The sequence below is a fragment of the Streptomyces tardus genome, assembly GCF_018101125.2.
Taxonomy (GTDB): Bacteria; Actinomycetota; Actinomycetes; order Streptomycetales; family Streptomycetaceae; genus Streptomyces; species Streptomyces tardus.
Genome location: NZ_JAELVF020000001.1, coordinates 2,357,846 through 2,383,687, shown reverse-complemented (window position 1 = coordinate 2,383,687; position 25,842 = coordinate 2,357,846). Strand labels below are relative to the sequence as shown.

The following is a 25,842-nucleotide window of genomic DNA, read 5'->3' as shown; positions in this document are numbered from 1 at the left end:
ACCGGGACTGCTGGGACGGTGTGCTGGTGGCGGGCAGCACACCGGGTGCCGGGGAGCGTGGTGGCGGGCGCCCGTCGAGTCGTCACGCTTCGCGTCGACCGACGCACCCATGGTCACACGCCCGGCGCGGTCGACGACCTGACCCTCGTCAGCGTTCCTCGGTGCGAGGACCTCCTCCGGCGGCGATCTCGAACTCCGCGCGGGGATGCTCGAGCGACCCGAGAGAGACGATCTCCCGTTTGAAGAATCCGGAGAGGACCCACTCGGAGAGAACCCGCATCTTGCGGTTCACCGTCGGCACGCGGCTGAGGTGGTAGACGCGGTGCATCAACCAGGCAGGGTAACCCTTGAGCTTGCGACCGTACACGCGGGCCACGCCCTTGTGCAGGCCGAGCGAGGCCACCGAGCCGGCGTAGGCGTGCTCGTAGTCGACCAGCGGCTTGCCCCGGAGCGAGGCGACGAGGTTGTCACCGAGCAGCCGGGCCTGGCGTACGGCGTGTTGAGCGTTGGGCGCGCACTCCTGGCCTGGCTCGTCGTTCGTCAGATCGGGTACGGCTGCGGCGTCGCCGGCGGCCCAGGCGTTCGGCGTTCCCTCGATCTGAAGAGTGGCGCGGCAGCGCAGCCGCCCGCGCTCGTTGCGGGGCAGATCAGTGGCGGCCAGCACCGGGCTCGGCTTGACACCCGCGGTCCACACGAGCGTGCGGCACGGGTGCCGCGAACCGTCGCTGAGGACCGCGACCCGGTCCTCGCAGCTGTCCAGCCGGGTCTCCAGACGCACATCGATACGGCGGCCACGCAGCTCCCGCACGGCGTACTTGCCCATCTCCTCACCGACCTCGGGAAGGATGCGGTCGGTCGCCTCGACCAGGATCCACTTCTGCTCCTCCGGGCGGAGGTTGTGGTAGTAGCCGCACGCGTGGCGCGCCATGTCCTCCAGCTCGCCGAGCGCCTCCACGCCCGCGTAGCCGCCGCCGACGAAGACGAAGGTCAGGGCGGCGTCGCGGATCTCCGGGTTGCGGGTGGAGGAGGCGATGTCGAGCTGTTCCAGCACGTGGTTGCGCAGGCCGATCGCTTCCTCGACCGTCTTGAAACCGATGCCGTGGTCGGCGAGGCCGGGCACCGGGAGGGTGCGGGAGACCGAACCGGGTGCGAGGACCAGCTCGTCGTAGTCGAGGGCGAGGTTGGCGCCGTCGGCGCCGGTGGTGTCGGTGGTGTTCGTGCTGCCGCTGTCGGAGGCCGTCCGGCTGTCGGAGGACCCGGTGGAGGTCTGGTCGGCGGCGATCGTACGGATGTGGGCGCGGCGCGCGGCGTGGTCGATGGAGCGGGCCTCACCGACGACGATGCGGCATTCGGAGAGCACCCGGCGCAGCGGGACGACGACGTGACGCGGCGAGATCGAGCCGGCGCCGGCCTCGGGGAGGAACGGCTGGTACGTCATATAGGGCTCGGGGCTGACGACGACGATCTCGACGCCGGTGTCGGCGACGTCGGGGGCGCTGCGGCTTTCCGGGGCGGGGGCTTCGGCAGCCTTCGCGGAGGCCGCGTCGGCGGGAGCGCCGGTGTCCGCGTCCGCGCGGGTGTCGTCCGCGTTCTGGTGGGCGCGGCCCCGCTTGAGTTCCGCCTTGAGCTTCTTCTGCAGCCGCAGCGCCGTGTACATACCGACGTAGCCACCGCCGACCACCAGGATGCGGGTCGGGCGCTTGGCTGCTGCTGGCTGGGTCGTCTTCGACACCTGTCCGTCCGTCACTCGTCCATGACGCACCGCCGGGCCGTTGTTTGTCCACAGGTCGCGCCGAATTGTGTGATCGCTGGAACCTGCAGCTCCGGTTGCCCCACAGAGGTGAACCGCGTCCCGAACGTGCAGTTCAGCACGGGTTTCAGCCGGTAACGCAACGGGCTAAACAGGGGCGGATCGGAGTAGCCGGAAGATCGCGGGTGAGTCGGTCATCCATCTCACCTCTTCACTGATGACCAGCACTCAACTATGTTCGAGTGGTGGTCGGGAGGGAAGCGGAAGCCCGTTTTCCGCCCGACCGGACAACGGGGCGTCTCCGGGGGGAGACATTGAACAACGGGGGCATTAATGCGTATTGAGGGTCTCACCGACCTTGGCCAGACAAATACCGACACAATCAACGGTCTTCGTGGCGCAGTTGGCTACGGGCCCGAGATCGTCGCCATCGATCCGGGGAGCGGTACGCCGCCCTGGGACGGCGCTGTGCGGACCGCTCCGGGCTCCGTACCCGCGGCGGCGCAGCCGCAGGGTAAACCGCGGCAGCCCGCGCTGCGAGTCGACGCCCAACGGAACCTGGAGCACGTACTGCGGGCCGCCCGCGAGGTGTTCGGCGAGGTCGGCTACGGGGCGCCGATGGAGGATGTCGCCCGTCGGGCCCGGGTGGGCGTCGGCACGGTGTACCGCCGATTCCCGAGCAAGGACGTGCTGGTCAGGCGAATAGCGCAGGAGGAGACCGCGCGCCTCGCCGAGCAGGCGAGATCGGCGCTGGCGCACGAGGGCGAGGGCTGGCCCGCGTTGGCCGGGTTCCTGCGGAGTTCGGTGGCGTCGGGCGCCGGCAGGCTGCTGCCGCCGCATGTCCTGGCGGCAGAGGAGACCGAGGAGGGTGGCGTGGCAGAGCGCGCGCCGTTGTCCTCCTCGGAGGTCGCGTCCTCCGAGCAGGGAGGGGCCGCCCCGGGGGATGCCTCGCAGAACGGCAGCGACATCTCGGCATCGGCATCGGCATCGGCATCGGCAGAGAGTGCGTCCGGCGCGGAGGTGCGCGTTCCCGGGCAGCGCTCGGAAGAGGCCGCGGCAGAGGCAACCGCGTTCTCCGGCGAGGAGGACTTCGATCCGTTCGCCCGCGAACTGCTCGCCGTGGTCGGCGAGTTGGTCGACCGGGCGAGAGCCGCCGGCGCGCTCCGGGACGGAGTGTCGGTGAGCGACGTACTGCTGGTGATAGCCACCGCGGCGCCGTCCCTGCCCGACCTTCAGCAGCGGTCCGCGGCCTCCGACAGGCTGCTGGAGATTCTGCTCGCGGGTCTGCGCACCGGGTGACGTCCCCGTCGGCCGGCGGGGATGTCACCCGTCGGCCGACGGTTCGGTGGGCGACAACGGCCGGCGTGGCGGGTGCGGGTGGGGCCTCCCTGCGCGCGGACCGGAGAGTCGGAGGCGAACTCGGGGCCGCGGCGTTGGATGCCTCGGTGCCGGCTGCCTCCGTGCCTGGGGCCGCGGTGCTCCGGGTGGATGTACTCGGGGCCGCCGGACGTGTTCCGGGCCGCCGTGCTCGGGGCGTGGACGGCGGCCCGTCGGAGCCTCGGTCGAGTGCTTACTCACGAAGCGGCCCACTCGGAACAGGCCAATGTGGCACTCTTTCCCGGTACTTGGCCGTGACAGGAACGCGGGGTGTCGGTGGTGGCCGCTTCTGGACAGGACGGGCCGGACAGCCCGGACGGACAGCCTGACGCCCACGACGCGGGCGGCTCGTCCACCGCGCCCAGGGTCCCCGGGCAGGCGGCTTCGACGAGCCCTCAGGCAGCCGATCCACGCCGTTCCGGTGCCGGTGCCGGTGCCGGTGCCGGTGAGAGCGTCGACGGCGCCGGGGACTGCAGCGGCGAGGGCGCCGGCGAGGGAGGAGCGGCGTCGGCGCCGGACGGCTCCGCGCCCGGCCGCTCCGTTCCGCAGCAGCGCAGCCGCGGCGAAGACGTCGTCCGGGGCAGCGACCCGGAGGGCGACGGGCCCGAGGCGGCGGACGGCGACGCGGTCGGCGACACCGAGCTCATCTCCCGTATCCGCAACGGCGATTCGGGAGCGTACGACGAGCTGTACCGCCGCCATGCGGACGCCGTGCGGCGGTACGCGCGTTCCTGCTGCCGCGACTCCGACACCGCGGACGACCTGACCAACGAGGTGTTCACCCGTACCTTCCAGGCCCTTCAGGGCGGCAAGGGACCGGAGACGGCGGTACGGGCATATCTGCTGACCTCGGTGCGGCACGCCGCGGCGGCATGGAGCAAGAGCGCCCGGCGCGAGCACCTGGTCGACGACTTCGCGGTGTTCGCAGTCTCCGCGGTCGGTTCGCAGGCCGGCGGCGAGGACACCCAGGAACTCGGCGCGGACGTACGGGCGATGCACGAGGCCGAGCAGTCGATGGTCGTGCAGGCGTTCCGTACGCTGCCGGAGCGGTGGCAGGCCGTGCTGTGGCACACCACCGTGGAGGACACCTCACCCCGCGACGTCGCGCCCATGCTGGGCCTCACGCCGAACGCCACGGCCGTGCTCGCCCACCGGGCGCGCGAGGGCCTGAAGCAGGCGTACCTCCAGGCGCACGTCAGCCAGTCGCTGACCGAGGGCGGGGAATGCTCGCGGTACGCGGACCGGTTGGGCGCGTACGCACGCGGCGGGCTGCGGATGCGCGCCGAGCGCGGGCTGCGTCGGCACCTGGAGGAGTGCGCAAAGTGCCGGCTGGCCGCGGTCGAGGTCAAGGACGTCAACGACCGTCTGAGCGCACTGCTGCCGATCGCGGTCATCGGCTGGTTCGCCGCCGGTTGGTCGGCCAAGCTCGCCGGCGTCGTCGGCGGTGGCGCCGCGGCGGGCGCGGCGGGCACTGCTGCCGCGGCGGGCGGCAAGGCCGGCGCGGGGGGAGCAGCGTCGGAGGGCCTGGGCGCACCGGCGAAGGCGGGTGTCGCAGCCAGCGCGGTGGTCGCCGCGGCAGCCGCGGCGGCGCTGGTGCTGGCGCTGTCGGGCAACCCCAAGGAGGAGGAGCCCCGACCGCCCCAGGCACAGCCCTCCGAGCAGGCGCCGCAGCCCGAACCCGAGCCGGAGCCCAGCCAGGAGCCGCAGCCGCAGCCCGAGGAGCCCCGCCCGGAGCCGGAGCCGGAGCCGGAGCCGGAGAAGCCTGCGGACCCGCCGGCGCCCACACCCACGCCGTCGGCCCCGGCCCCCACTCCGACACCGACACCGACACCCACGCCGACGCCGACGCCCACGCCCACGCCCACCCAGGAGCCGGAGCCCGAACCGGAGCCGTACGAAGTGCGCAACCTCTCCTGGGACCTGCTCGGTTCCAGCGACGAGCCGACGATCAAGCTCACCGAGAGCACCTGGGTGTGGCAGCGCGCGACCCCCCGGGTCGGCGGCCGGGACCTGGACCACGGCATCACCGTCGGCGGTCCGTCCTCGGTCAACATCGCCCTCAACCGGGAGTGCAGTTCCTACGAGGCGCTGGCCGGGGTGGACGATCTGACGCTGCTGGACCGCTCGGTGCGGTTCGCGGTCCACGGGGACGGCAGGCGGCTGTGGCAGTCCGGCACCGTGCGTCGCGGCGACGCACCCGTACGGGTCGCCGTCCCGCTGGACGGAGTGCAGACGCTCAGGCTCGAAGTGACGCCCGACTCGGCGCTCGGAGCAGCGGTGTTGAGCACCTGGGCCAACTCCGTCATCCGCTGCTCCTGACCCCCCGCACCCGGGCGGAGAGGGCGAGGACTGCCGCAGACCGGCAGGCGCAGGCACGGGCGGACTCGGCACGGTGGACGCGAGTACGGACGTGCCCGGGCGACGCACGCGGTGCAGCGCACACAGCCAGCGCAGGCGGCCGGCACAGGACGTACCGGCGGCACAGGGCAGCAGGAGAGACAGGACGTACGAGCAGCGCGGTCTGCCGGCACGTACGACGCGAACGCCCCGTGCAGCGCAGGCGGACAGCGCGCCGGCGCAGGCGGGGCACCCCGACTGCGCGCAGTTCGGCCCGTACGCCGCACACCCCGCACACGCCGCACACCCCGCGTACGCCGCACACGCCGCACACCCCGCGTACGGGGTGCTACAGCGCCGGACGGTGTGGGGTGCTCGGTACGCCCGGTACGCCGACCACGGCGCGGCGCCGCGGTGCGTCCGCACCCGTCCAGCAGCTGCCGCGGCGCTGCATCAGACGCGTCAACCACAGCTCCACCGCGACCAGTTGGTCGAGGCCCTCCAGCGGCAGCGGTTCGCCGTCGGCAGCGGCCCGGAGCGCCTTGCGCACGACGTGGGCCTCGATGATGCCCGCGTCGGCCAGCAGCGGGGCCCGGAACAGGTCCATCAGCGGTCCGATCGCCGCACGGAGCCCCGCCCGCCCGGCAGCGGCGTGCACCGCGTACGTAGTGGTGCCCCAACCGGGCGGCAGCTCGTGGACCCCCGCGCCGACGAGCACCTCGCGCAGCACGGAGGCGCGTGCGCCGGGTCGTACCCGCATCGCCTCGGGAAGTTCACGGGCGGCGCGTACCACCTGGTTGTCCAGGAAGGGCGCGTGCAGACGCTGGCTGCGGACCTCGGCGGCCTGTTCGAGCACCCGGTAGTCCGCGGCCCGGCGGGCCAGCGCGGCCTGTGCGCGCAGCACACCCGGACGGCTGCCGATACCGCTCTCGGCGCGCATGGCGGCGGTCTCCAGCCGAACCGACACCTCCGCGAGCGCCTCCCCGGTCAACCAGCGGGCGGCGGGGCCGGGACGGCACCAGCTGAGCGCGGCGAGCGAGGCGGACAGTGCGCTGTCGGTGACGTTGGCGCCGAAGTCGGACTCCCGCAACGCCTGTGCGACGTCGGTGACCCCGTCGCGCTGAGTGGTTCGGGCGAGCCGGCGAGCCGCACGGTAGACCGTGAACGGCACCGTCAGCGAGGCGCCCGAAGCACCGTCCGCCACCGCCAACGCCGTTGCGGGGCGCAGCAGATGACGCCGTTTGCGGTCCATCAGCAGATCGGCGAGGCGCGCCGGGTGGGCGTCCAGCACCTGCCGCGCGCCGTAGCCGGTGAACTGGTCGGCGCTCCCGCTCGCCAGCCGCAGCCGGTGCCGTCCGGCCTGGACCAGCGCGGGCCCCGGCTCGTCCGTCAACGGAACCTTGTCGAGGTCGACGTAGGGCAGCCCCTCCTCGGCCGCCGCGACCACCACGTGGTGCAGCCGCGGGCTCTCGGCCACCGCGTGCGCGCGTTCCAGCTCGGCCTCGCGCTCACTGTCCCCGCTCTGGGTCAGATCGTTGAAGGTGACCGCGAGCAGCCGCTCACCCGCGACCGTTCCGGGCGTGCCCAGGATCGTGCCGGGAACCCCGGGCAGCCCGGCGGCGAGCAGCGCGAGCGTTGCCGACGCGGGACCGCCGGAGAGGTCCGCGCCGACGCCGGGCGCAGGGCCGCGGCCGGCACGCCGGTCGGCGGGGCCCATGCCGGGGATGGGCCCGGGGTCCCGGCCGCCGGGGTCCCGGCCGCCGTCGGTGCCGTACGCGCCGGCGTTGCCATACGCGCTGCCGATGCCGTACGCACTGCCGGTGCCGTACGCACTGCCGCTGCCGGTGCCGTTTCCGGACGCGTTGCCGTCGTCGGTGCCGTAGGCACTCCCGCCAGCGGGACCGTAGGCGCTGCCGCCGTCGGTGCCGTACGCGCTGCCGTTGGAGGGGCCGTACGCGCCGCGGTCTCCGTTGCCGTACGCGCCGTCGGTACCGTCGTTGTACGCGGCGCCCGGCGTTGTGTGGCCGTCGGACGCATAGCCCTCGGGCGCGTACCCGTTCGTGGTGCGCTGCTGCCCGCCGCGGGTGTTCCGGACGTCAACGGGCCTGCTCTGCGCGGGAATTGCGTGCGCACCGTGCCCGTCCGCGCGGTCGCCGTCGTAGTCGGCGCCGAAGGTGTCCGGCACATGGCGGGCCACCGCCAGCCGGGCACGTACCGCGTCGACCAGCGCTTCGCGCACGCCCTCGACCGCCTCCTCCGCCGGAATCGGCGGTGCGGCGACGACGGTGGGCGCAGTCGGCTCGTAACTGCTGATCTGCCGCGAACCCCCGTCGCGCAGAATCAGCGAGTGCCCCGGCGGTACGCGTCGCACCTCGGCGTACGGAGTGGAGTCGCCCAGCGCCTCAGGCGCGTCGGGAACGGCGAGCAGCGCGGCGAGATGACTGACGTCCAGCTGCGCCTCGACCAGATCGGCGAGCGGCAGCGCGGCGGTCGCGTAGGCGGTACCGCCGGCCCAGGGCGTGTGGAACACCGGGCGTGCACCGGCGAGATCGGTGGCGACGGCGATACGGCGGCCGATGCGGACGACGGCGGTGTACGAACCCGGGTACGTCGTCAGATGCCGTACCGCCCCGCCTCTCGCCGCGAACAGGCCCACGCGCAACTGGTCGTCACTGGCTCCGCAGTAGCCGAAGATCGCGAGCCGGGTGTCGGCGTCGGCCTCGACGATGCGCACCTCGTCCGCGCGCCAGTCGCCGACGGCCCACAACGGGTCGGGGTCGCCCCAGAGTTGCTGTGCCCCCACCGGTTGCAGAGTCTGTGCGTGAGTCGCACCCGCGGCGGTGCTGCTCCATCCCACCAACCACCGCATCGACGCCTCCACCCGTGCCGGTCCGGCCGCACTGCTGCCTTGCTGTCATCTGGCTGCTGCAGGCTGCAAGTTGACTGTCGTTGTGTGGCCCATGCTGCCACGAGAGTGACGGCTTGGCTTCGGCAAGGTGCCCCGTTTGACGGCGTGTTGAACCCGTCACGCCGAACAACACGCGCTCCGGCGCACCACCCCGCACCACCGAGGACGTCCGGACGTCCTCGGTGGTGCGGGGTGGTGCGCCGGAGCGCGTGTTGTTCGGCGTGACGGGTTCAACACGCCGTCAAACGGGGCACCTTGCCGAAGCCAAGCCGTCACTCTCGTGGCAGCATGGGCCACACAACGACAGTCAACTTGCAGCCTGCAGCAGCCAGATGACAGCAAGGCAGCAGTGCGGCCGGACCGGCACGGGTGGAGGCGTCGATGCGGTGGTTGGTGGGATGGAGCAGCACCGCCGCGGGTGCGACTCACGCGGGCGTAGTTTAATGGTAGAACATGAGCTTCCCAAGCTCAGAGCGCGAGTTCGATTCTCGTCGCCCGCTCCACCACAAACCCCCAGGTCACCGACCCGGGGGTTGTTTGTTGTCTAGACCACTTCAGACGTCACGCACCAGATCCGCACCAGAAGGCCGTGCCGCACCCTTCTCCCGCTCCTCCGCGACTCGGGCGTCGAGGGCTGCCGCGATCTCGTGCTGCCGCTTGCGGTCGGAGTGCTGGTAGATCAGCGACGCCCGCTCGGAGGACTGTCCCGCACGGACCATCGTGTCCTTCAACGTCGCGCCGACCTGAGTCGCCAGAGTGTGTCCGGCGTGGCGGAGATCGTAGAAACGGAAGTCCGCCCCGACGCTGGCGGGTACTGCTCCGGCAGTCAGGGCGGCGGCTCGGAAGGCGATGCCGTGACGCTGCCGCCCGTTGAACACCGACTCCCACGGGCGGGCGATCAGCCCAGGGAGCGACACGGGAGCACCGAGCGTCAGCCCTTCACTCACCCCGCTCTCCGGAACGGCGACGTGGATCAGCGAGGACTGTCCCTCGTCGATGTAGACGACGCCGACCTTCATCAGGGCTTCCCCGGTGGTGGCGTCCTTGGCGACCTCACCGGTCTGCCGGTCACGAACCTTCGGTTCAGGGGCTTCGGTCAGCAAGATCGTCGCGGTGGATGCCTCAACTCGGATGGTGCGCACGGGTGTTGTCTCCTTCGGATCAGTCCGACTCTTCGCATCTAGTCATCTATACAAGATGCAGCAAGCCAAGCCGGCTCGACTGGCTACACGACCCACCATGCCACAGCACCCAGCTACTCGTCTATACGAGTAAGCATCTTCGTGTGTACGAGTTCGAGGGAACGAGCACCCGATGGAGCGTCAACACCCGTGCGACCAGGCGCTTTTAGGTCGCCGGCAGGTGGTAGTTCAGGACGTACGCATCTGCCGCCATCACCGTGTCGCAGACCTCAACGGCCCGCCCCTTGGTATCAAAGGCCGTACGGATCAGCTGGATGACGGGCACGCCGGCAGACAGGCGAAGCGTCTTGACCTCTTGGGGCGACGGCATCCGCGCCCGGATCTCCTCGTCGAAGTGGTCGAGGTGGTGCCCGAGTTCTTCCAGCCGCGCGTAGATCCCGCCAGAGCCGGGGTTGGGCTGAGCGATCGGGGTGTCACGCGCCAGGTCCAACGGCAGGTACGACACGGCGAACTCCACCGGCCGACCGTCCAGCAGATACCGCCGGCGACGCGCCAACACCTTGCGCGGAGCCCCCAGCCGAGCGGAGATGTCCGCCGTCGGCCGCTCCTCCTTGACGACCAGGTTGTCCACCTCAGGACGACTCCCCGCGGCTTCCGCCTCCACCGTGAACGCCGACTTGCCCTGATCCCGATGACGCCGCGCGAAGCGGTCCGATGCCAGCCGCCTCACCGGAGGCCGAGGCCGCACAAAGACGCCCTTGCCATGCTCGGACGAGACCAGCCCCTCGCCCTGAAGCAGCGAGATGGAGTTCCGGACGGTCATCCGGGAGACGCCGTAGTGCTCGACCAGATCCGACTCCGAGGGAAGCTTGGCACCTTCCGCGAACTTTCCCCGGCCGATGGCTTCGCGCAGTTGGTCGGCGATCTGCCGAAACACGGCCCGATCGCTGGTCGGGTCCAGCGAGCCCAGCACGCCGGATGACAGAGCGGTCATGAGTACTCCTTTAGATATCTAGACGAGAGCCTAAGTTCTGTTGCTACCGTGGAGCGAGCCTAGTCAGCCGAGCGCACCAGGAAGCCCAGACGTGAAAACCGCCGAGCGCCCCCATTCCGTGAGCGTCGCAGGCGTCATCGTGGACGAACGCGATCGTGCCCTGCTGATCAAGCGGCGCGACAACGGCCGCTGGGAGCCACCAGGCGGAGTCGTCGAAGCCGGCGAAACCCTGCCGGACGCGCTTCAACGCGAAGTCCTGGAAGAGACCGGACTCAAGATCGCACTTCCGGCCACACTGACCGGCGTCTACAAGAACATGACGGGCTTGATCGTCTCGCTCGTCTTCCGCTGCCGCGCCATCGACGGCCAACCCACAACCGGCGACGAGACCAAGGCCCTGCACTGGGCCACCCGCGAAGAGGTCACCCAACTCGCCAACGAGGCCTACGCAATTCGCGTCCTGGACGCACTCGACGCCACCTCACCCCCACCCGTCCGCGCACACGACGGCGTGAAACTCGTCTAGCACGACCTCACTGTCCATAGCGGCCTACCAGCACAAAGAAACTTGTATGGATGAGTATACGTGTAGGGCGCTAGCCTGGGAACTGTTCTGCCCAGGTCTCCCCGAAGAAGTGGCCCGCGCCCGCCGCTGGACCCGCGACGTCCTCACCAACTGCCCCTGCGCCGACGACGCCGCCTTGATCGTCACCGAGCTGGCCGCGAACACCGTCACCCACACCGCCAGCCCCCACTTCCGCCTCAGCATTCACCGGACAGCCGACGCCATCACCCTCAGCGTCACCGACAACGGCAGCAGCACCACCAGCCCGCACATCACCCACGCCAACGACCACGAGACCCACGGCCGAGGCCTGGACATCGTCGCCACCCTCGCCCGACACCTCTCAGTCACCCGCAACCCCCACGGCCACACGGTCACCGCCGAACTCCCCACCCACACAGGCGCGTTGCCAACCCACCACCAGGCCCCAACATGCTGACCCGCCCACACCTCGCCACGAAACTCACCTACTGGTCCAACGCCACCGCGTTCGTACGACCCAGCCATCACCCAATCCCCTTGGGCAACGAACCCACCAACACACCACGTCTGGCGCTGCGTTGGCTCCAAACCCGAGCAGCACACATCGCAGACCAACTCGACCCGGCAGAGTCCCGCCCCGCCCTCCACTGGCTCGAAGACCACCAGGAGCACGAACACGCCTTACACCTCCTCACCCAAGGCGCGGCGTACCGCTTCACCATCTACGACGACACCACCCGCTACGTACTCACCGCCCGCCAGGTCCAACTCCAAGGACACCGCCTATGAACCAACCACCAAGCCCGGCAGACGAGTACGAGACCCACTATCGCTACGAGATCACCACCGCCATGAACCACGTCGTACGCGCCTGCCAAGACGTCGTCCGCCACCACAGCTACGGAGACAACTGGACACCCAAGGGCACCCCCGACCCCATGGCACCCGCACACCGCGAACTCATCGCCCAGGCCCGCCAGGACGTACTCAACCAACTCCAACTCAGCATCCAGGCAGCCGAAACCATCGCCTACGAGATCGAACGCCACCGCCACCGCATCACCCGCAACCGCAGCGAGTAACAACTTTCTCTACGTCTTCAAGGCGGCTCGCTCCGCTCCCCGCGCGCGGCCCGGCCCCCTGCCGGGCCTGCGCTCCTGTCTCCGCCCCGCTCCACCCCGGCCGAGGGCCGAGCCACGTCAATGACGGTCAATTTCCTGATACCAAAGATGGGAGAGAATTCGTGACCAAGCCGACCGGATCCAAGTCACTCTTCTACGGAGATGGGGGATACATAGTTGGCACGAGGACGATCCCCTTTCCCGTGTTCGTCAACCTCGAAAACTACGTGTACCCCAACAGGGTTAAGAGAGTCCCATTTCACGCCATTGTCTTCTTGCACCACTGCCCCCGGGAAGAACACATCACTGGGGTGGTCGGGGTGAGAAATAAAACCGTAAGTCCCACGCCAGGCTTTAACGATTCCTCGGGACGTGACATCTGATGCGTCGCCTAGTTTTGGCTTGGCCACATTCACCAAGATCTCGCAAAGGTTCGAAATTTCACCACTAATGCCTGCCAGGCGATACAGGCTGCCGACTCGACCAGGGAAATGGTGCCACGCGGCGCAACGCTCAAAAAGGACGATGTGGCGCTTCACCCCCTTCAGGATTCTGACGGCATCATTATTGAACTCTTTCGGGAATATCCCAAGTTCCCCGATCGCCCGGAGGAATGACTTTGCACTTTCGAGGAGAGTTTCAGCAAGTCGCTGATCCCAGGCACCAGAGTCGAGTTCTTTAATTCCTTGAGAGAATCCGGCTGATGCCTTATGGGCAGCCTCTACTGGGCGACGATCATCCTCAAGTATGGACTCAGCCCACCGGCGCCAAGAGTCTACGAGACTCGTCAGAATAATCAATCGAAGTCTTCCACGTCCAACTATGTTCTCTAGGGCCCACTCAAGGTACACCTGTGAGTCTTCGTAGTTGCGAGCCCACAGGTTAATCTTCCCTAGCAACTGTGCGGTATCAGCGGTTTGAAAGTACTCGTGCGCTACCTCCGCCAGCGGCAGAGCTGCACCTACGTCGTGTCCACGCCCAGCAAGGTGTCCAGCGAAGTAATAGGAGATGACTGCTTTGCCAGCATGGTCAGCCTTACGCAAGGCTGACCGGTAAAGTGAGCTTGCCTGTTCGATTTGATCGTTCTGGGAAAGAATGAATGCTTCTACGCGATCCACTTCCCAGAATTCTGGATTCAGCGCCCGGGCACGCGTCAGATAGGCCTGAGCACGATCGACTGATCCTGCTCGTGACTGCGCCAAGGCAAGCCGAAGAAGATGAGCCGTGGGCTCGTCATGTGATGAGCGAACCCTCACAACATTGGGAGCGAGATGACGCTTACTCTCGTCCGCACGACGTCGCTCTTCTGAACGCTTAAACTCCTGCTCTCGCAGCAGAGTTCCACTAATATTCGCCTTGGGCGGCGGAGCAACGCGGCGCAGGAAGTGTTGAGCTGCTTCAGTTATCTGAACCCGTGAGATGAGCTCGTCATCGGGGTCAGGCTTCTGACTTACCAGCGAGCCTGCACTTAGCTCCTTGACTGCAAGATTCAAGGAATCGATCGGCGAATCAGTTAACACCGCAAGCTCATCGAAGGTAGAAGATCTATCGAGAGCGTATAGGACCGAAAGAATATCCTTCGGTGTTTCATTCAGAGCGTCAAATACTGACCTTACACAGAAGTCGATCAACTCGTCTTGGTCGGTCAAAGTCGGGTGGGGCTGTCGCCCAGATTCGACGGAAAGAATGTACCATCGGATAGCTAAGGGACTAAAGCGCAACCGAATGACGACCTGTTCGACAGTTTCCTGTTGCAGACTTGCCAAGAAATCAGCTCGTCCTCCACGCACTCTAGCAAAAGATCTGAAGAGTGTCTGTGCATCTTTTTTTTCCAGCGGAGGAAGAGGGATTCGACGCTCAATCTGACCCACTCCGATTCTACTCGTCATAAGATATGTGACGTTATCGGGTAGCGTTTCATACAACGTAACAATCTCGCTACCGCTTACGGTTTCGAGATTATCGATAACAAGTAGAGTCTCGATTCCGTGTAGAGCTTCCGCTAGCTGCTCCACACCGCCTCTGAAATCATCTGCTAGGACTTTACCAAGCATCTGACTCGCGCCTGTAACATCGCGGACCGCTCCTGCAATCTCGACGACCCCGCTAGCCGTTAGTCGCTCCGTCTTCAAGGATGTCCACAATATGCACTCGTAAGGAGAATCCGGATTATCCAAGAGCGAATATGCCACGTCAGAGGCGAGAGCTGTCTTCCCGATCCCACCTTCACCCGTGATGGTGATCATTGGCTCACGGCGCCTCAGGAGATGCTTCACGATGGCGCTACACGCTTGAGATCTCCCAATAAGACCAGTGTCATCGTAATCAAAAGGCGGAAGATTGTGAAGAATTCTATCAGAATAGCGCCTGTCGACGCCGTTGAAAGCTGGCTCCCACTCCGGTTGAGCACCCAGCTTATCTAGCGTATCGCGCATTGTTGGCCAAAAACGACTCTTGAACTCACGACACGCACTAATCGCCTTCTCGGCATCACCGGCCTGTAGTGGCCTTCCATGCATAACGCGATTACGAATAGGCGTCAGGATATCCATTCGTGGCGTGCCGAATCGAAGCTCTCGGGCCAGCTCCACTGGCAAAGCTTCCCGATGCCGATTCAGGATGTCGTACGCTTCGCGCATATCGAGGTATTCAACGATGGAGAGCTTATCGTCACTGGCGTCGCTTTGACGGCGTTCAGCTGCTCTCAGGTAGCTATCCCCCAGGGCCTCGGCCTCACTCATATGGTCGAGGATGAACCGCAAGATCATCTGCCGTATATCAGATTCGAACGAGTCCACGAGTATGTAAAGTCGTGCGCGTGTCATGCGAGTGTGAAGCACGAGACCCCCTCAGGCATATCAACCTAGGCTATGTGAAGATTGACGATGTGTCAGGCGTATCGTCTTAACAGAGCATACGCTTGTTCTCACGCACAGTGAGCGTGACGACACATGCCCACGCGAAGGGTGCAGAGCCCCACGAGTTTCTCGCGCAAGCCTGACCTACGCGTCGAGGTCACGCCTGCCTCGACTCTGTTGCGCGTGATCGCACCGCCAGCACACCTGGCAAGGCGAACCGGCAGTACCCACAGCGAAAGTACGAACAGCTGATCCCGGCTCCGCCGGTTGTGCAGGTCAGCGCCCTCGGTTCAGATCTGTCTCAGAGCGGCTTTCCAGCCCGGCGATGGCCCCCCAATGTGTGGCGAGACATGATGTGTTGCCAGTCACAGCAACAACGAACTGACGGGGCCATCTGGGACCAGGGCTGAGGGAGTCTTTAACTTCGGGTGGTCAGCGGGGCCCCTCCGAGAGCAAGGAACGGGGGGCAGTGGGACCAAGAGCGCGGTGGGAGCCTGCGGCCCCACTCTGCTTGAGCGAGCGTACGCCCCCCGTTCCATGCTCTCGCCCCACAGACCACCCGAAGTCAAACACTCCCCCAACCCCTCGTTGGCAACGTCGGTGCGCGTGAGGCGAGGTACCCGGCCGAGGCTGTGGAGTGCACCAGATGCGCACCAGATGAGGCGGTCAGGAGCGGGTACTGGCGGTCAGTTGGGGTGGTGAAGTGGTGGGCTTGGAGGGGCGTTTGGGCTGGTCAGGCGGCCAACTCGCCTTAAACGAGCGGTGATTCCCAAGCTCAGAGCGCGAGTTCGATTCTCGTCGCCCGCTCCACGACGAAGGCCCTGGTCAGGGATGTGATCCCTGACCAGGGCCGTGCTGTTGTCTGGGGCGGTCCACAGGTCTCGCGCCAGGCCGCGGTGGGCCTGTGGGCCACTTGGAGTGGCGCGGCGGGGCTACGTCGTCTCAGTGGTGAGCTTCCAGCGTTGGGCATCTGCCTTCCAACGCATGCCTGTCGCCTCGCCGGTCAATGCCGGGGCGGCGAACTCGGCGACCTTGTAGAGCACCTGCTCGAAGGAGCGAGGGAGCCGATCTTCCAGGCGTTGCTTGCGCACCCAGGCGGCCCACTTGCGTTGGGCCAGCTCTGGCAGGCCGTCGAGTTCGGGGAGGAGTGCGCGCAGCGTGACGCCTCGGTGTTTGGCCACAGCTTCCATCGCCGCGGCCAGTTCGCGCCCGGTGGCGTCGTGCCGCCCCGCGAGAAGGTAGACGTCGGCGAAGTCGCGCCATCTGGTGTTGACTTCGCCCCGCTCCAGCATGGTGATGATCTTCTCTGCCCGCACCATCGCCAGCGGATAGCCGAGGAGCGACAGGGTTCCTCCGCGCAGGCGCGGCAGGTCGATGCTTCCAGGCTGGGGGACGACGGGGTCGCCCACGTTCACATCGACGTGGAAGGTCATCCGAGCGCTGGCAAGTTCAACCGTCATGGAGACACGTACGCCGTTGTACTCGTCCTCGTCCCTGATGAGCTCGGCGTGTGCTTCGTCGGCTCCGAACACGACGCCGTCCTCGACGGGCTGCGCGGCGATTTCGCGGACTGCTTCGAGAACCGCCGCGGGCGTGGCCGTCAGGCGGTCGGCACGGAGGTCCACGTCACGCGTCGGTCGGCGCATCTCGTAGGCGGCCAGCAGGACTCCCCCTTTGAGGACGAATCGATCCGCGTACGGGGAGCGCACGAGACGGTCCAGGAAGCACTCCAGGACGTACAGCTGGTGCAGCTCATCTGTGGGACGACCGGTTCGGCGGGCGAGATTCTGCAGGTCCAGGTAAACGCGGCCGGCTTCCGTCGCGCGCGTGGGACGGGGATTCACAGCAGGATCTCCAGAGTGGTGCGGAGGGGCTCGACGGCCCGTGGGAAGTGCTTGGCCATCGTCATGAGCTCAGCCGGACGGCTGCCCCTGCGGCGCAGCCAGGCGCGGAGCGCATCGTTGGCGAGTTCCGTCCCCTCCTGGTGGCGCAGTCGGAAGGCGTCGACGATGCAGCGCTCCGCGCTGTAGATGCCGAGCTGCTCGCTCTGGCCCACGGACAACGGCTCCCGCCCGATGAAGAACGTGTCACGCGCGAAGTGGTGCCAGGTGATAGGCGCAGCCATCCGCGGGACACGCTGTCCACGCGGGATCGCGATGTCGATGGTCGGGGGGATCTGATCCGTCAGGCCATGTCGCGCCAGCGCCGAGGCCAGACACAACGTCCCGTCCGGGATACGGTGCGCCACTTCGACCAGGTCGAGATCGACCATGGGATCAGCATCTGCCCGACGGTAGATACCCCGAGCGAGCCGCTCGACCTCGCCGTCCGCCAATAGCCGGCGAAGTCGGCGGTCAGAAACACCCAGGCGCCGGGCCTCGGAGTATCTGAACGTCTCGGGCAGGTCTCGCACACCCGCAGGTTCGCTGACCACGTCGCTCCACCTCCGGCACCCACGACAGACCCGCGACGGGAAACGTCTACACATAGGCTATACCTGTAAGCACTATCCGTCCCACTGAACTATGAGTTCAATGGATCGGGGGCAGCAGCCGGGACCGTGCCCCCGTGCCACTACGTGCCATTCGGGGCGGCGAACAGCGGTCCGCAGCGGCCCCCTGTGACCGTTCCCAGACGCCTTTCGTTGCAGGCGTCTCAGCAGATCGGAACCACACCCCGCCCTCCAGCGCCACGTGATTGCCAAGCTCAGAGCGCGAGTTCGATTCTCGTCGCCCGCTCCACCACGAACCCCCAGGTCAACGACCTGGGGGTTGTTTGTCGGGGCGCTCGGGGCGAGGGGTCACCCTCGGAGCGAGGCGTGAGCTCGCGTGCCGGCCTTGTGGGCGTCGTCCCTGGCCGGGCCGGTCCGCCTCCTCGCGAACGCGCTTGCGGTACCGCAGGGGCGACTCTCCGACCTCGCGTGTGAACGCGGTGCTGAAGGCGCTTTCGGAGGCGTAGCCGAGAGCGGAGGCCAGTGCGCCGACGTGGTCGTCGCCCGTACGCAGGGCTCGCTGTGCGAGCAGCATCCGCCAGCGGCTGAGATACGCCAGTGGCGGCATGTCCGCCACTGCCCGGAAGCGTGTGGCGAACGACGTGCGGGACATCGCCGCTGCCTGGGCAAGGGTCTCCAGCCGCCAGGTTGCTCCTGGATCGGCGTGCATGAGGGCCACGGCGGGCCGGAGTTGTTCGTTCGTGAGCAGCCGCAGCCACCCGGGGTGGAGCTCGGCGCGGCCGAGGTGGGCGCGCAGCAGGTCGAGCACCAGCAACTGTCCGAGTTGGCGGACGGCAAAGGCGGAGCCGATGCGGTCGCCGGACACCTCGTCGAGGAGCTGGTCGAGTCTGGCACGCAGGGGGGCGTCGGTGCTCCCGGCTCTGACGTGCCCGACCGGCGGCAGCGCCGGCAGCAGGAGGGACCGGCCGATCGGGTTGAGGACGATGTGACCGCCGAGGACCATGTCGGCACCGCCCTGGTGCGCCGAGGTACGACCTGGACCTGTCACGTCGATCTCGCGCGCGGGCTCGGTGTCGTCTCCTCCTCGGACCTCCATCCATGACCGGTTGTTCAGGATCGCGACCTCGCCGGGTCCGAGCGTGAGCGGGCCGTTGCCGTCGTCCGTGGTCAGGCGGACGCTGCCGCGGGCGACGGCGACGAACTTCAGAGGGTGTTCGACGACGGAGCCGCGGGCGTACCAGGCCCCGTCAGCGGCGATGGCGCTCGACATCACGCCCTGTGTCTCGACGAGATCCAGTACGTCGGACAGGGGGTCACTCATCACGCTGGTCACGCTTGAACGATCGCGAAAGAATGGCGAACTTTCAAGCATTCAGAGTTCGGCTCCCGTTCTCTAGCGTGACGGTATGCATGCGAAACAGCAGCCTCTCGGAACCCCCTTCACCGCGGCGTCAACGGCCGACGACGTACTCGCCGGCATCGATCTGACCGGTGTCAACGTCGTCGTCACCGGAGGCCGTGCCGGGATCGGGCTGGAGACGAGCCGCGCCCTCAGCACGGCCGGAGCGTCGGTCACCGTGGGCGCGCGCAACCCCGACCGCGCCTCCAGGGTGCTGGCGGACCTAGAGAACGTCGAGGTCCGTCGACTGGACCTGGCCGACCCGGAATCCGTCGCTGCCTTCGCCTCCTGGTACGTCGGCTCCGGGCGTCCGCTGCACACCCTGGTCAACAACGCCGGAGGTCCGCTCCACGACAGGCGGCAACTCGACGCACGCGGTTACGAGTCGCAGTTCGTGACCAACTACCTCGGCCACTTCCAACTCACTCTGGGCCTCCAGCTCGCCCTGCGCGCCGCCCGTGGGGCCCGCGTGGTCAACCTGTCCTCGGGCGGCCACCGGATCACCGGCATCCGCTGGGAAGACCCGCACTTCGCCACCGGCTACCAGAGCCTCCTCGCCTACGGGCAGTCGAAGACCGCGAACGTGCTCTTCGCCGTCGAGCTCGACCGCCGCTGGGCCGGCGACGGCATCCGCGGCTACGCCGTGCACCCCGGCATCGTCCCCGGCACCGACCTGAACAGCTCGGTGGGCACGGACCGGTTGAGGGCCGCCGGGCTCGTCGACGACGACGGACAGCCGGTCGTCGCTCCCGACCGCGGGATCAAGAATCCCCGACAGGGCGCCAGCACCACCGTGTTCGCCGCCACCAGCCCGCTGTTGGCGGCGATCGGCGGCGTCTATCTCAAGGACAACGACATCTCCGTCCTGGACAGGAACCCGCGGCCCGTCACCGGCGCCGAGCAGGACCCTCCGGCGGAGGTGGTGCCGCACGCCGTCGATCCGCGGTCCGCACGGCGCCTGTGGACGCTGAGCGAGCAACTGGTCGGGGTGCGCTGAGTCCTCACGCCACTGCGGGCCTCAGCTCCCATGATGGTGGGCCACGTTCAGGAACTGCCGGTGTGAGGCGGAACCTTCGCTCTCCCGCGTACTGAGGTCGGATGACGAGCCGGTCAGGCGGGACGGGAGCGGGTGAGCCGGTACCCGGCGTGGTCGAGCGCCTCGCCGTCGAATTCGCCGTACGCCCAGAAACCGAGGTCGTCCAGGTAGTCGATGCGGGTGCCGTTGATCCAGTACCTGCCCGTGTAGGCGCTCTCGCGGTCGCCGCGCGCCTCGTCGTAACGGCCGTCGGGACGGAGTCGCTGGCGCAGGAATCGGTCGTCGGTAGCCCAGGTACCGAGGTAGGTGTGGTCGTCGTCGTGCGGGGGTTCCAGTGCGGGGGCGGCCGTACCGGAGCCGTTCCCGCGCTGGAACTGGCCGCCGAGGATCAGCAGGTGGAGGTGGTGGTCGCGGGAGGGCAGGACACCCGCCGGCGCGTCGGGGCCGGCGGCGACACGGTAGACGGCGATGTCCGCGCGTTCACCGGGGGTGAGGGTTCCGGCGGGTCCGTTGCCGGTGCGGTCGAGGGCGGCGGGCAGGACCACGGTGCCGGTGCAGTCGACCACGTTCATGCCGTCGTCCTCAGCGGCGGTGAGCAGTCCGGGGCCGACGCCGACGATCACGTCGCCGCCGATGAGGACGTCGGCCTGCGGCCAGTCGCCCAGCAACGCGTTCTCGGTGAGTACAGTGCCGCCGCTGAGCAGGAGCGGGTGGTCCTGACGGTCGTTGGTCCGGGCAGGCGCCGTGGTGTCGCCGAACGGGCGGACCGCGGTGGTTCGGTTGTTCATACGGGGCTCCTGGTGGGGTGGGGTTTCCGGCCGAGGATTCGGTTCCGGGTTTCGTGTACGCGGGTGCGGAGGCCGGCCAGGTCGGTGTCCAGGACCCGGCCGCCCCATTTGCGGGGTTCACCATTGATCAGGACCGTGACGACGTTGCGGGCGTCGGCACCGAGGACCACGGTGCCGACCGGGTCGTTGAGCGGCATGTTGTTGAGTTCCTCGGCCGTGATCACCAGCAGGTCGGCCTTCTTGCCCGGGGTGAGCGAACCGGTCACCGGGTCCAGGCCGTTGGTGCGCGCCCCCTGGAGCGTGGCGAAGTCGAGTACGTCCCGCACACCGATCCGGTCGGGCGTGCGCCCGGTGCCGTACGCGCCGTGCACGGCGCGCATGCGCTGCACGGTGTGCAGGGTGCGCATCTGTGTGAACATGTCGCCGGCCAGGGCGACTTCGACGTCGGTGCTCAGTCCGGGACGTACTCCGGCGGCGAGTGCCTCATCGACCGCGGGGATCGCGGTTTCCAGACCGATCTGGGCGTCCGAGGTGGGGGCCAGGGAGACGGTGGTACCGGTCCCGCCGATGGCCTTCCACGCGTCGTCCGCCAGCCCCGTGGCGTGGATGAGGGTGACCCAGGGGCCGAGCAGGTCCTGTCCGGCCCAGGCGCGCACCGCGTGCGAGGAGGAGGCACCGAGTACCGCGTCGACGCTGACGCCGATGTCCAGTTCGCGGGCCACCCGGGCCAGTTCGGGACCGTAGGCGAGGCGCGGGCCGGCGATCTCGTCAGTGGCGAGGGCGGCCAGCCGCAGGGTCAGCAGCGGACCGGAGCAGCGTTCCCGCAGGCGGCCCAGATCCCGCGGCCACTGACCGTCCCACTGCCCGAAGTGCGGGGCCATGGAGGCGTGTACGCCGCGGATGCCGGCGTCGGCCAGGGCCTGGATCGCGGCGTCGGAGTGCGCTGCGGAACGGGAGTTGTGGGAGAAGTCGAGCAGACAGGTGACACCGCCGTCGATCGCCGACAGCGCGGCCAGCCGGGTGCCGACGTACATGTCCTCGGGGCCGTACGCGGGGGCGTGCCCGGCCAGGGTGGTCGTGACGTAGGCGGCGAGGTCCTCGACGTCCGGCATGCTCCTGCGCAGCGGCGCCTGCCACGCGTGCCGGTGGGTGTCGACGAAACCGGGGGTGAGCACACAGCCGGTGGCGTCGATCACGACGGCGTCGGTGCCGGCTTCCAGCCTCCGGCCGACAGCGAGGACCGTGTCGCCCTCGATCAGCACGTCACCCGGGTCCAGGGCACCGAGGTCGGGGTCCATGGTGACAACCGCCCCGTTCGTGAACAGGATGCGCCGTCGGTCGCCGGGCCGCGCGCGGATCTCCCGCAGCGCGGTCGGGTCGGTCGGTCGCAGGACGGGAACGGAAGGCATGCGGTTTCTCCCTCTGGTGGTACGCCGCGAACCCGGCGGTGCGTCGCGAACTCACCGTCGACTCTTGCCTTGCGGCGCGGAGGCAACCAGGCCGCCGTTCTCCCTGGTGCGGAACTCCCAGGCTGGGACCGGCACTCGGCGCGGAGCACGGGCGCGAGCGGACGCGGGGGCGTACGGGCACGGGCCCACTCGGCGCGGAGCACGGGCGCGAGTGGACGCGCGGGCACGGGCGCGGCGGCGTGTGAGGGGGTACGGAGCGCCGGGGCGTACGGGAGCCGGTGGTTGCTCAGCCGTGATCCGAGCGCGTCCTGGCGTCGCGGTCGTCGGCGCACGTGGTGTGCAGGGAGCCGAGCAGCGCCAGGGCCTGCTCGGAGGAACTCCCGGACTCGGCCTGGTACACCACCAGTTGCTGGCCGACGGCGCTGTTGACGGAGAAGCTCTCGTAGCGGAGCTCCAGCTCCCCCACCGCCGAGTGGCGCAGGAGCTTGGCCCCGCCGCCCTTGCCGCGTACGTCGTGCCGGGACCACAGGGAGCGGAACTCGACGCTCGTCAGGGAGAGTTCGCCGACGAGCGCCCTCAGCCGGGGGTCGTCCGCCAGCAGCCCCGCCGCCCGGTGCAGCTCCGAGACGACGGCGGCCGCGGCCCGGTCCCAGGGACGGAAGAAGCCGTGCGCGGCCGGGTCCAGGAAAGTCATCCGGGCCAGGTTGTCCGTGCGCGCGAAGTCACTGTGCAGGGCCTCGGCGAGGCGGTTGCGGGCCAGGAAGTCCAGGGTGCCGCCGAGCACGAAGGCGGGGGTGTCGTTCCAGCGGTCCAGCAGCCCGAGCAGCCCGGGGCCGGCCCGCTCGGCGCGGCGCTTGTCCCGGGGACGGCGCTCCGTGGACGGGACAAGCCGCCGCAGGTGGTCGGCCGCCTCCTCGTCCAGGTGGAGTGCCCCGGCCAGCGCCTGGAGGACCTGCTCGGAGGGGTGGCGTTCCCTGCCCTGTTCGAGGCGCATGTAGTAGTCGGTGCTCACGCCCGCCAGGATCGCGACCTCCTCCCGGCGGAGCCCCGGCACCCGCCGTCGCCCGGAGACCGGCAGGCCGACGTCCTCGGGCCGCAGTCGCGCCCGCCGCGCCCGCAGGAACGCGGCGAGGGCGGTCCGGGGGCCGGTCGGCTGGTCAACTCCCATACGACCGAGGCTAGAGCGGAGACGGCGACTTCGGCAGTGTCGAGCATGGGTGCGCGGCACCCACCGTCGAGCGGTCACCGCGCCGGAGGCCGGCCGGCGGTGCGGGGGTGCGGTGCGCCGGGGTACGGCACGCCCTGGTTCGGACCGCCGCCCGCGGCGAGGGTCGTGGCGTACGGGAAACGCCGTCGCTCCTCGGTGGCCGGACGTCTCCCGTACACCCCTCGGTCCGTACGCGCACCTCTCGATTCCCGAGCTCGGCGCGCGAGTTCGGTTCTCGTCACCCGCTGCGGACCGAACGCCCAGGTCGGCGGCCGGGGTGTGTCTGTTGTCGGGGGCAGCGGTTGTCCGTTCCTCGCGAGGAAGCTCTCGACGCTGCCGGCGAAGGCCACGGGACTCGTCCATTGCGCAGTGCCCGGAGTCGGGAAAGGTCTCCAGTTCCGGGTTCGGGTACCAGGCCCCGAATGTCGCCTCCATGGCCTCGGGCCCGAGCGCCGGGTCGTGCCGCCCGGCGATCACTTTGATGGGCACACCGGCGCCCTGGATCTCGGTGTGGAAGCCGGTGTGTGCCCAGGCAGGCAGACAGGCAGCGAACGCGTCGCGGTCGGAGTTGTCCATCGAGTGCCGCACCATGGCGTCCAGCCAGGTGCCGGTGGGTCGGTTTCCGGTGGTGAAGTCGATGATCGCGCGGCGGCTTTCGGGACTGTCGGCGGCACTGGAGAACAACAGGTCCCCACTCTGCTCGTCGAACGGCACACCGTCCGCGGGCACTGGCGACACACCGACAAGTGCCCGCACCCGCGAGGGCGCGTCGTACACCCGTTGCATGACGGACCCGCCCATCGAGTGTCCGAGCAAGGAGAACCGCTCGGCCCCAGCTCGTCAGCCGCCGCCAGGACGTCGGTTGCCGCTTCCTCGATCGAGTGACGGCCCTTCTCGCCGCGACGCCTCCCGTAGCCGCGACAGTCCGGGAACACGTAGCTGAATGTCCGGGAAGTGGTTCAGCGACGCACAGTGGGGCGTACGGCTTCACCCGGGCCAGTTGGTCGACGACGGCCCGGCTGGGTCCTGCGGTCACCGCAGTCCTCGCCGTGCCCGACCGGTGCGACGGCGAGGACGGACGGAGGACGCCGCGGCGGCTGGGCAGCGGGCGGAAGGAGAGCAGGCCGAGGACCCGGGAGACCAGGATTGTGCGGCGTGTCCGATGGGTGCCCCTCGACGATTCCCGGGTCCGGAGAACGGGGGTTGCCTGTGGTCCGGGTAGCTACCGCTCTGCCGTGCTGTCCGCGTGGGGCATCGGTGGTGCCCCACGCCGGGACGCGTCTGCCCTGGGGCGGTGTTCCGGAGCCGGATGCTCAGCGCCCGGCAGGGTGTACCGCTCGGGCGCGGCCTGTCGGTCAAGAGCGTTTTGCAGGTCGTCCAGGGCGAGACGGGCCGTGATGATCTTCGACTGGAGACGTTCTGAGTCGTCGCTGGAGAAAGGGGCGGGTGCAGACGTTGGCGCGGAGTCGGGGCCGAGGTCGGGGCGTTGTTGGCGTTCCGCTTCTCTGGCTTCCTCCAGGGAGTTGATGACGACGCCGATGAGGAGGTTGACCAGGACGAAGGAGCTGAGGAGTACGTAGGAGGTGTAATAGAGGATGCTCCACCGGGTGATCTCCAGGCCGGTGCGGACCGCGTCGCCCAGTCCGTCGAGGGCCATCAGCAGGAGCAGGCTGAGGGCGGCCCGCCCGAGCGAGCCGAAGCGTTCGGGATCCTCGTCGGCGAAGAAGACCCAGCCGATCATGGCGTAGACGTACAGCAGCAGCGTGCCGACGAGCACGAAGCTGGCGGTGCCGGGCAGGCTCTTGCCGATCGCTGTGACCACGATGCGCAGTTGGGGCAGGAAGCGGACCGCGCGCAGCACGCGGGCGAGGCGCAGCAGGCGCAGGGCGGTGGCGTTGTCCTGGGCGATGGGGAGGAGGGCGAAGAGGACGACGGAAAGGTCGAAGACGTTCCAGGGGTCGCGGAGGAAGTCTCTGGGCCGGTCGGCGTGGGCGGCGGCGCGCAGCACGACCTCGACGGTGAACGCGGTCAGGAACCCGTGCTCGACCAGCTGTAACTGGCCGTGCCAGCGTTCGACGACGCCGTCATAGGTCTCCACTCCCAGAACGGCGGCGTTCCCGAGGATGAGGACGAAGGCGGTCGTGCCGAACCAGTTGGTGTCGGTGATGCGGCGACAGCGCTGCGCCACCGCGCTTCGTGCGCTCGGCGGCGCGGCTGTCACTTCGTCGGTCATCTGTCGGCCTCGACTTCCCTGTGTGCAGGCGCTCCCATCAGCGAAGTCGATCTTAGATAACGGGAGTGACCGGGCGGAGTCCGAGCTGCGCGGCCCCCGGGCCCGCTCGGCGGGCGACCCGTTCGTCGAGGCCGACGGGCCCGGTCGGGCGGCTCTCGCCGTCGCAGACGAGGGCGGGGTACGGCGTCGCCGCAACCCCTCCAGCGTCTCGGCCACGGTGTCGATCGCGACCAACTCCGTTACGGATCAGCCCGGTTCGCGTGCCGTGACGGCCCGGCCACGGG

At 68.6% G+C, this 25,842-nt stretch carries 18 protein-coding genes, 1 tRNA gene and 3 pseudogenes; 8 read left to right on the top strand and 14 right to left on the bottom strand.

Features of this window, described 5'->3' with window-relative positions; all coding sequences use genetic code 11:
* Positions 1–148: 148 nt before the first annotated feature.
* The gene (locus JGS22_RS10205; RefSeq protein WP_372454301.1) at positions 149–1,657 is read right to left on the bottom strand and encodes an NAD(P)/FAD-dependent oxidoreductase; all 1,509 of its coding nucleotides are present in this window, start codon (positions 1,655–1,657) and stop codon (positions 149–151) included.
* 426 nt (positions 1,658–2,083) lie between these two features.
* Here JGS22_RS10205 and JGS22_RS10200 point away from each other — a divergent pair, with 426 nt between their 5' ends.
* Positions 2,084–3,049: a TetR/AcrR family transcriptional regulator gene (locus JGS22_RS10200; protein WP_236073101.1), complete on the top strand. Its 966-nt coding sequence runs from the start codon at positions 2,084–2,086 to the stop codon at positions 3,047–3,049.
* A 357-nt stretch (positions 3,050–3,406) separates the two neighbouring features.
* On the top strand, positions 3,407–5,446 hold the full coding sequence (locus tag JGS22_RS10195; protein WP_211042187.1) for a sigma-70 family RNA polymerase sigma factor: 2,040 nt from the start codon (positions 3,407–3,409) through the stop codon (positions 5,444–5,446).
* A 367-nt stretch (positions 5,447–5,813) separates the two neighbouring features.
* On the opposite strand, the gene JGS22_RS26210 is transcribed toward JGS22_RS10195, so the two are convergent.
* Positions 5,814–8,333, bottom strand: coding sequence for an asparagine synthase-related protein (locus JGS22_RS26210; RefSeq protein WP_236073100.1), 2,520 nt, complete (start codon positions 8,331–8,333; stop codon positions 5,814–5,816).
* A gap of 468 nt (positions 8,334–8,801) precedes the next feature.
* On the opposite strand from JGS22_RS26210, the gene JGS22_RS10180 reads away from it, so the two are divergent.
* Positions 8,802–8,875 (top strand) — tRNA-Gly (locus JGS22_RS10180).
* Between the two features lie 291 nt (positions 8,876–9,166).
* Here JGS22_RS10180 and JGS22_RS10175 read toward each other — a convergent pair.
* Together JGS22_RS10175 and JGS22_RS10170 are read right to left on the bottom strand one after the other, a co-directional pair.
* Positions 9,167–9,514, bottom strand: a pseudogene (locus JGS22_RS10175) (SCO3933 family regulatory protein); the annotation flags it as partial.
* 205 nt (positions 9,515–9,719) lie between these two features.
* Positions 9,720–10,508: a GntR family transcriptional regulator gene (locus JGS22_RS10170; RefSeq protein WP_211040058.1), complete on the bottom strand. Its 789-nt coding sequence runs from the start codon at positions 10,506–10,508 to the stop codon at positions 9,720–9,722.
* 118 nt (positions 10,509–10,626) lie between these two features.
* Between JGS22_RS10170 and JGS22_RS10165 the strand changes: the two genes are divergently transcribed.
* Genes JGS22_RS10165 through JGS22_RS10150 form a run of 4 tightly spaced genes read left to right on the top strand, consistent with a single transcriptional unit; the run spans position 10,627 to position 12,137 of the window.
* Positions 10,627–11,034, top strand: a complete 408-nt coding sequence (locus tag JGS22_RS10165) for an NUDIX hydrolase (protein ID WP_211040081.1) — start codon at positions 10,627–10,629, stop codon at positions 11,032–11,034.
* A gap of 46 nt (positions 11,035–11,080) precedes the next feature.
* A complete protein-coding gene (locus JGS22_RS10160; protein WP_211040059.1) occupies positions 11,081–11,512 on the top strand; it encodes an ATP-binding protein in 432 nt (143 codons plus the stop codon).
* Complete coding sequence (locus tag JGS22_RS10155) at positions 11,506–11,844, top strand: hypothetical protein (protein ID WP_211040060.1); 339 nt, start codon at positions 11,506–11,508, stop codon at positions 11,842–11,844. Before JGS22_RS10160 ends, JGS22_RS10155 begins: the two co-directional genes overlap by 7 nt.
* Complete coding sequence (locus JGS22_RS10150; RefSeq protein WP_211040061.1) at positions 11,841–12,137, top strand: hypothetical protein; 297 nt, start codon at positions 11,841–11,843, stop codon at positions 12,135–12,137. Before JGS22_RS10155 ends, JGS22_RS10150 begins: the two co-directional genes overlap by 4 nt.
* Before the next feature lie 185 nt (positions 12,138–12,322).
* Here the strand turns inward: JGS22_RS10150 and JGS22_RS10145 are convergent, their stop codons facing one another.
* The 5 genes and pseudogenes from JGS22_RS10145 to JGS22_RS10130 form a co-directional block, all read right to left on the bottom strand.
* Positions 12,323–14,917, bottom strand: a complete 2,595-nt coding sequence (locus JGS22_RS10145) for an NB-ARC domain-containing protein (protein WP_211040062.1) — start codon at positions 14,915–14,917, stop codon at positions 12,323–12,325.
* Positions 14,918–15,966: 1,049 nt separating this feature from the next.
* Complete coding sequence (locus JGS22_RS10140) at positions 15,967–16,878, bottom strand: nucleotidyl transferase AbiEii/AbiGii toxin family protein (RefSeq protein ID WP_211040063.1); 912 nt, start codon at positions 16,876–16,878, stop codon at positions 15,967–15,969.
* Positions 16,875–17,306: a type IV toxin-antitoxin system AbiEi family antitoxin domain-containing protein gene (locus JGS22_RS10135; RefSeq protein ID WP_236073099.1), complete on the bottom strand. Its 432-nt coding sequence runs from the start codon at positions 17,304–17,306 to the stop codon at positions 16,875–16,877. The genes JGS22_RS10140 and JGS22_RS10135 overlap by 4 nt, the downstream gene beginning before the upstream one ends.
* A 27-nt stretch (positions 17,307–17,333) precedes the next feature.
* A pseudogene (locus tag JGS22_RS27385) lies at positions 17,334–17,522 on the bottom strand (type IV toxin-antitoxin system AbiEi family antitoxin domain-containing protein); the annotation flags it as partial.
* A 268-nt stretch (positions 17,523–17,790) separates the two neighbouring features.
* Positions 17,791–18,819 (bottom strand): helix-turn-helix transcriptional regulator, encoded by a 1,029-nt coding sequence (locus tag JGS22_RS10130; protein ID WP_308405603.1) that lies wholly within the window; start codon positions 18,817–18,819, stop codon positions 17,791–17,793.
* Positions 18,820–18,892: 73 nt separating this feature from the next.
* Here JGS22_RS10130 and JGS22_RS10125 point away from each other — a divergent pair, with 73 nt between their 5' ends.
* Entirely contained in the window at positions 18,893–19,882 is a 990-nt protein-coding gene (locus tag JGS22_RS10125; RefSeq protein WP_211040065.1) for an SDR family NAD(P)-dependent oxidoreductase, read from the top strand.
* A gap of 113 nt (positions 19,883–19,995) precedes the next feature.
* Here the strand turns inward: JGS22_RS10125 and JGS22_RS26205 are convergent, their stop codons facing one another.
* The 5 genes and pseudogenes from JGS22_RS26205 to JGS22_RS10105 all read right to left on the bottom strand — a co-directional run bounded on the left by JGS22_RS26205 (position 19,996) and on the right by JGS22_RS10105 (position 25,558).
* A complete protein-coding gene (locus JGS22_RS26205) occupies positions 19,996–20,709 on the bottom strand; it encodes an Atu4866 domain-containing protein (RefSeq protein WP_236073098.1) in 714 nt (237 codons plus the stop codon).
* The gene (locus tag JGS22_RS10115; RefSeq protein ID WP_211040066.1) at positions 20,706–22,118 is read right to left on the bottom strand and encodes an amidohydrolase family protein; all 1,413 of its coding nucleotides are present in this window, start codon (positions 22,116–22,118) and stop codon (positions 20,706–20,708) included. The genes JGS22_RS26205 and JGS22_RS10115 overlap by 4 nt, the downstream gene beginning before the upstream one ends.
* 286 nt (positions 22,119–22,404) lie before the next feature.
* Complete coding sequence (locus JGS22_RS10110) at positions 22,405–23,286, bottom strand: helix-turn-helix domain-containing protein (protein ID WP_211040067.1); 882 nt, start codon at positions 23,284–23,286, stop codon at positions 22,405–22,407.
* A gap of 405 nt (positions 23,287–23,691) precedes the next feature.
* Positions 23,692–24,147 (bottom strand): annotated as a pseudogene (locus JGS22_RS27380) (alpha/beta fold hydrolase); the annotation flags it as partial.
* 400 nt (positions 24,148–24,547) lie between these two features.
* Positions 24,548–25,558, bottom strand: a complete 1,011-nt coding sequence (locus JGS22_RS10105; RefSeq protein ID WP_211040068.1) for an ion transporter — start codon at positions 25,556–25,558, stop codon at positions 24,548–24,550.
* Positions 25,559–25,842 lie beyond the last annotated feature (284 nt).

What these genes read in the sequence shown, in the direction of transcription:
- JGS22_RS10160 (WP_211040059.1), top strand. Translation starts at nt 11,081, where the DNA reads ATGGATGAGTATACGTGTAGGGCGCTAGCCTGGGAACTGTTCTGCCCA.
- JGS22_RS10115 (WP_211040066.1), bottom strand. Translation starts at nt 22,118, where the DNA reads ATGCCTTCCGTTCCCGTCCTGCGACCGACCGACCCGACCGCGCTGCGG.
- JGS22_RS10200 (WP_236073101.1), top strand. Translation starts at nt 2,084, where the DNA reads ATGCGTATTGAGGGTCTCACCGACCTTGGCCAGACAAATACCGACACA.
- JGS22_RS10105 (WP_211040068.1), bottom strand. Translation starts at nt 25,558, where the DNA reads ATGACCGACGAAGTGACAGCCGCGCCGCCGAGCGCACGAAGCGCGGTG.
- JGS22_RS10110 (WP_211040067.1), bottom strand. Translation starts at nt 23,286, where the DNA reads ATGGGAGTTGACCAGCCGACCGGCCCCCGGACCGCCCTCGCCGCGTTC.
- JGS22_RS26205 (WP_236073098.1), bottom strand. Translation starts at nt 20,709, where the DNA reads ATGAACAACCGAACCACCGCGGTCCGCCCGTTCGGCGACACCACGGCG.
- JGS22_RS26210 (WP_236073100.1), bottom strand. Translation starts at nt 8,333, where the DNA reads ATGCGGTGGTTGGTGGGATGGAGCAGCACCGCCGCGGGTGCGACTCAC.
- JGS22_RS10135 (WP_236073099.1), bottom strand. Translation starts at nt 17,306, where the DNA reads ATGGTCGATCTCGACCTGGTCGAAGTGGCGCACCGTATCCCGGACGGG.
- JGS22_RS10205 (WP_372454301.1), bottom strand. Translation starts at nt 1,657, where the DNA reads ATGTACACGGCGCTGCGGCTGCAGAAGAAGCTCAAGGCGGAACTCAAG.
- JGS22_RS10145 (WP_211040062.1), bottom strand. Translation starts at nt 14,917, where the DNA reads ATGAGTGAGGCCGAGGCCCTGGGGGATAGCTACCTGAGAGCAGCTGAA.
- JGS22_RS10150 (WP_211040061.1), top strand. Translation starts at nt 11,841, where the DNA reads ATGAACCAACCACCAAGCCCGGCAGACGAGTACGAGACCCACTATCGC.
- JGS22_RS10155 (WP_211040060.1), top strand. Translation starts at nt 11,506, where the DNA reads ATGCTGACCCGCCCACACCTCGCCACGAAACTCACCTACTGGTCCAAC.
- JGS22_RS10170 (WP_211040058.1), bottom strand. Translation starts at nt 10,508, where the DNA reads ATGACCGCTCTGTCATCCGGCGTGCTGGGCTCGCTGGACCCGACCAGC.
- JGS22_RS10125 (WP_211040065.1), top strand. Translation starts at nt 18,893, where the DNA reads ATGCATGCGAAACAGCAGCCTCTCGGAACCCCCTTCACCGCGGCGTCA.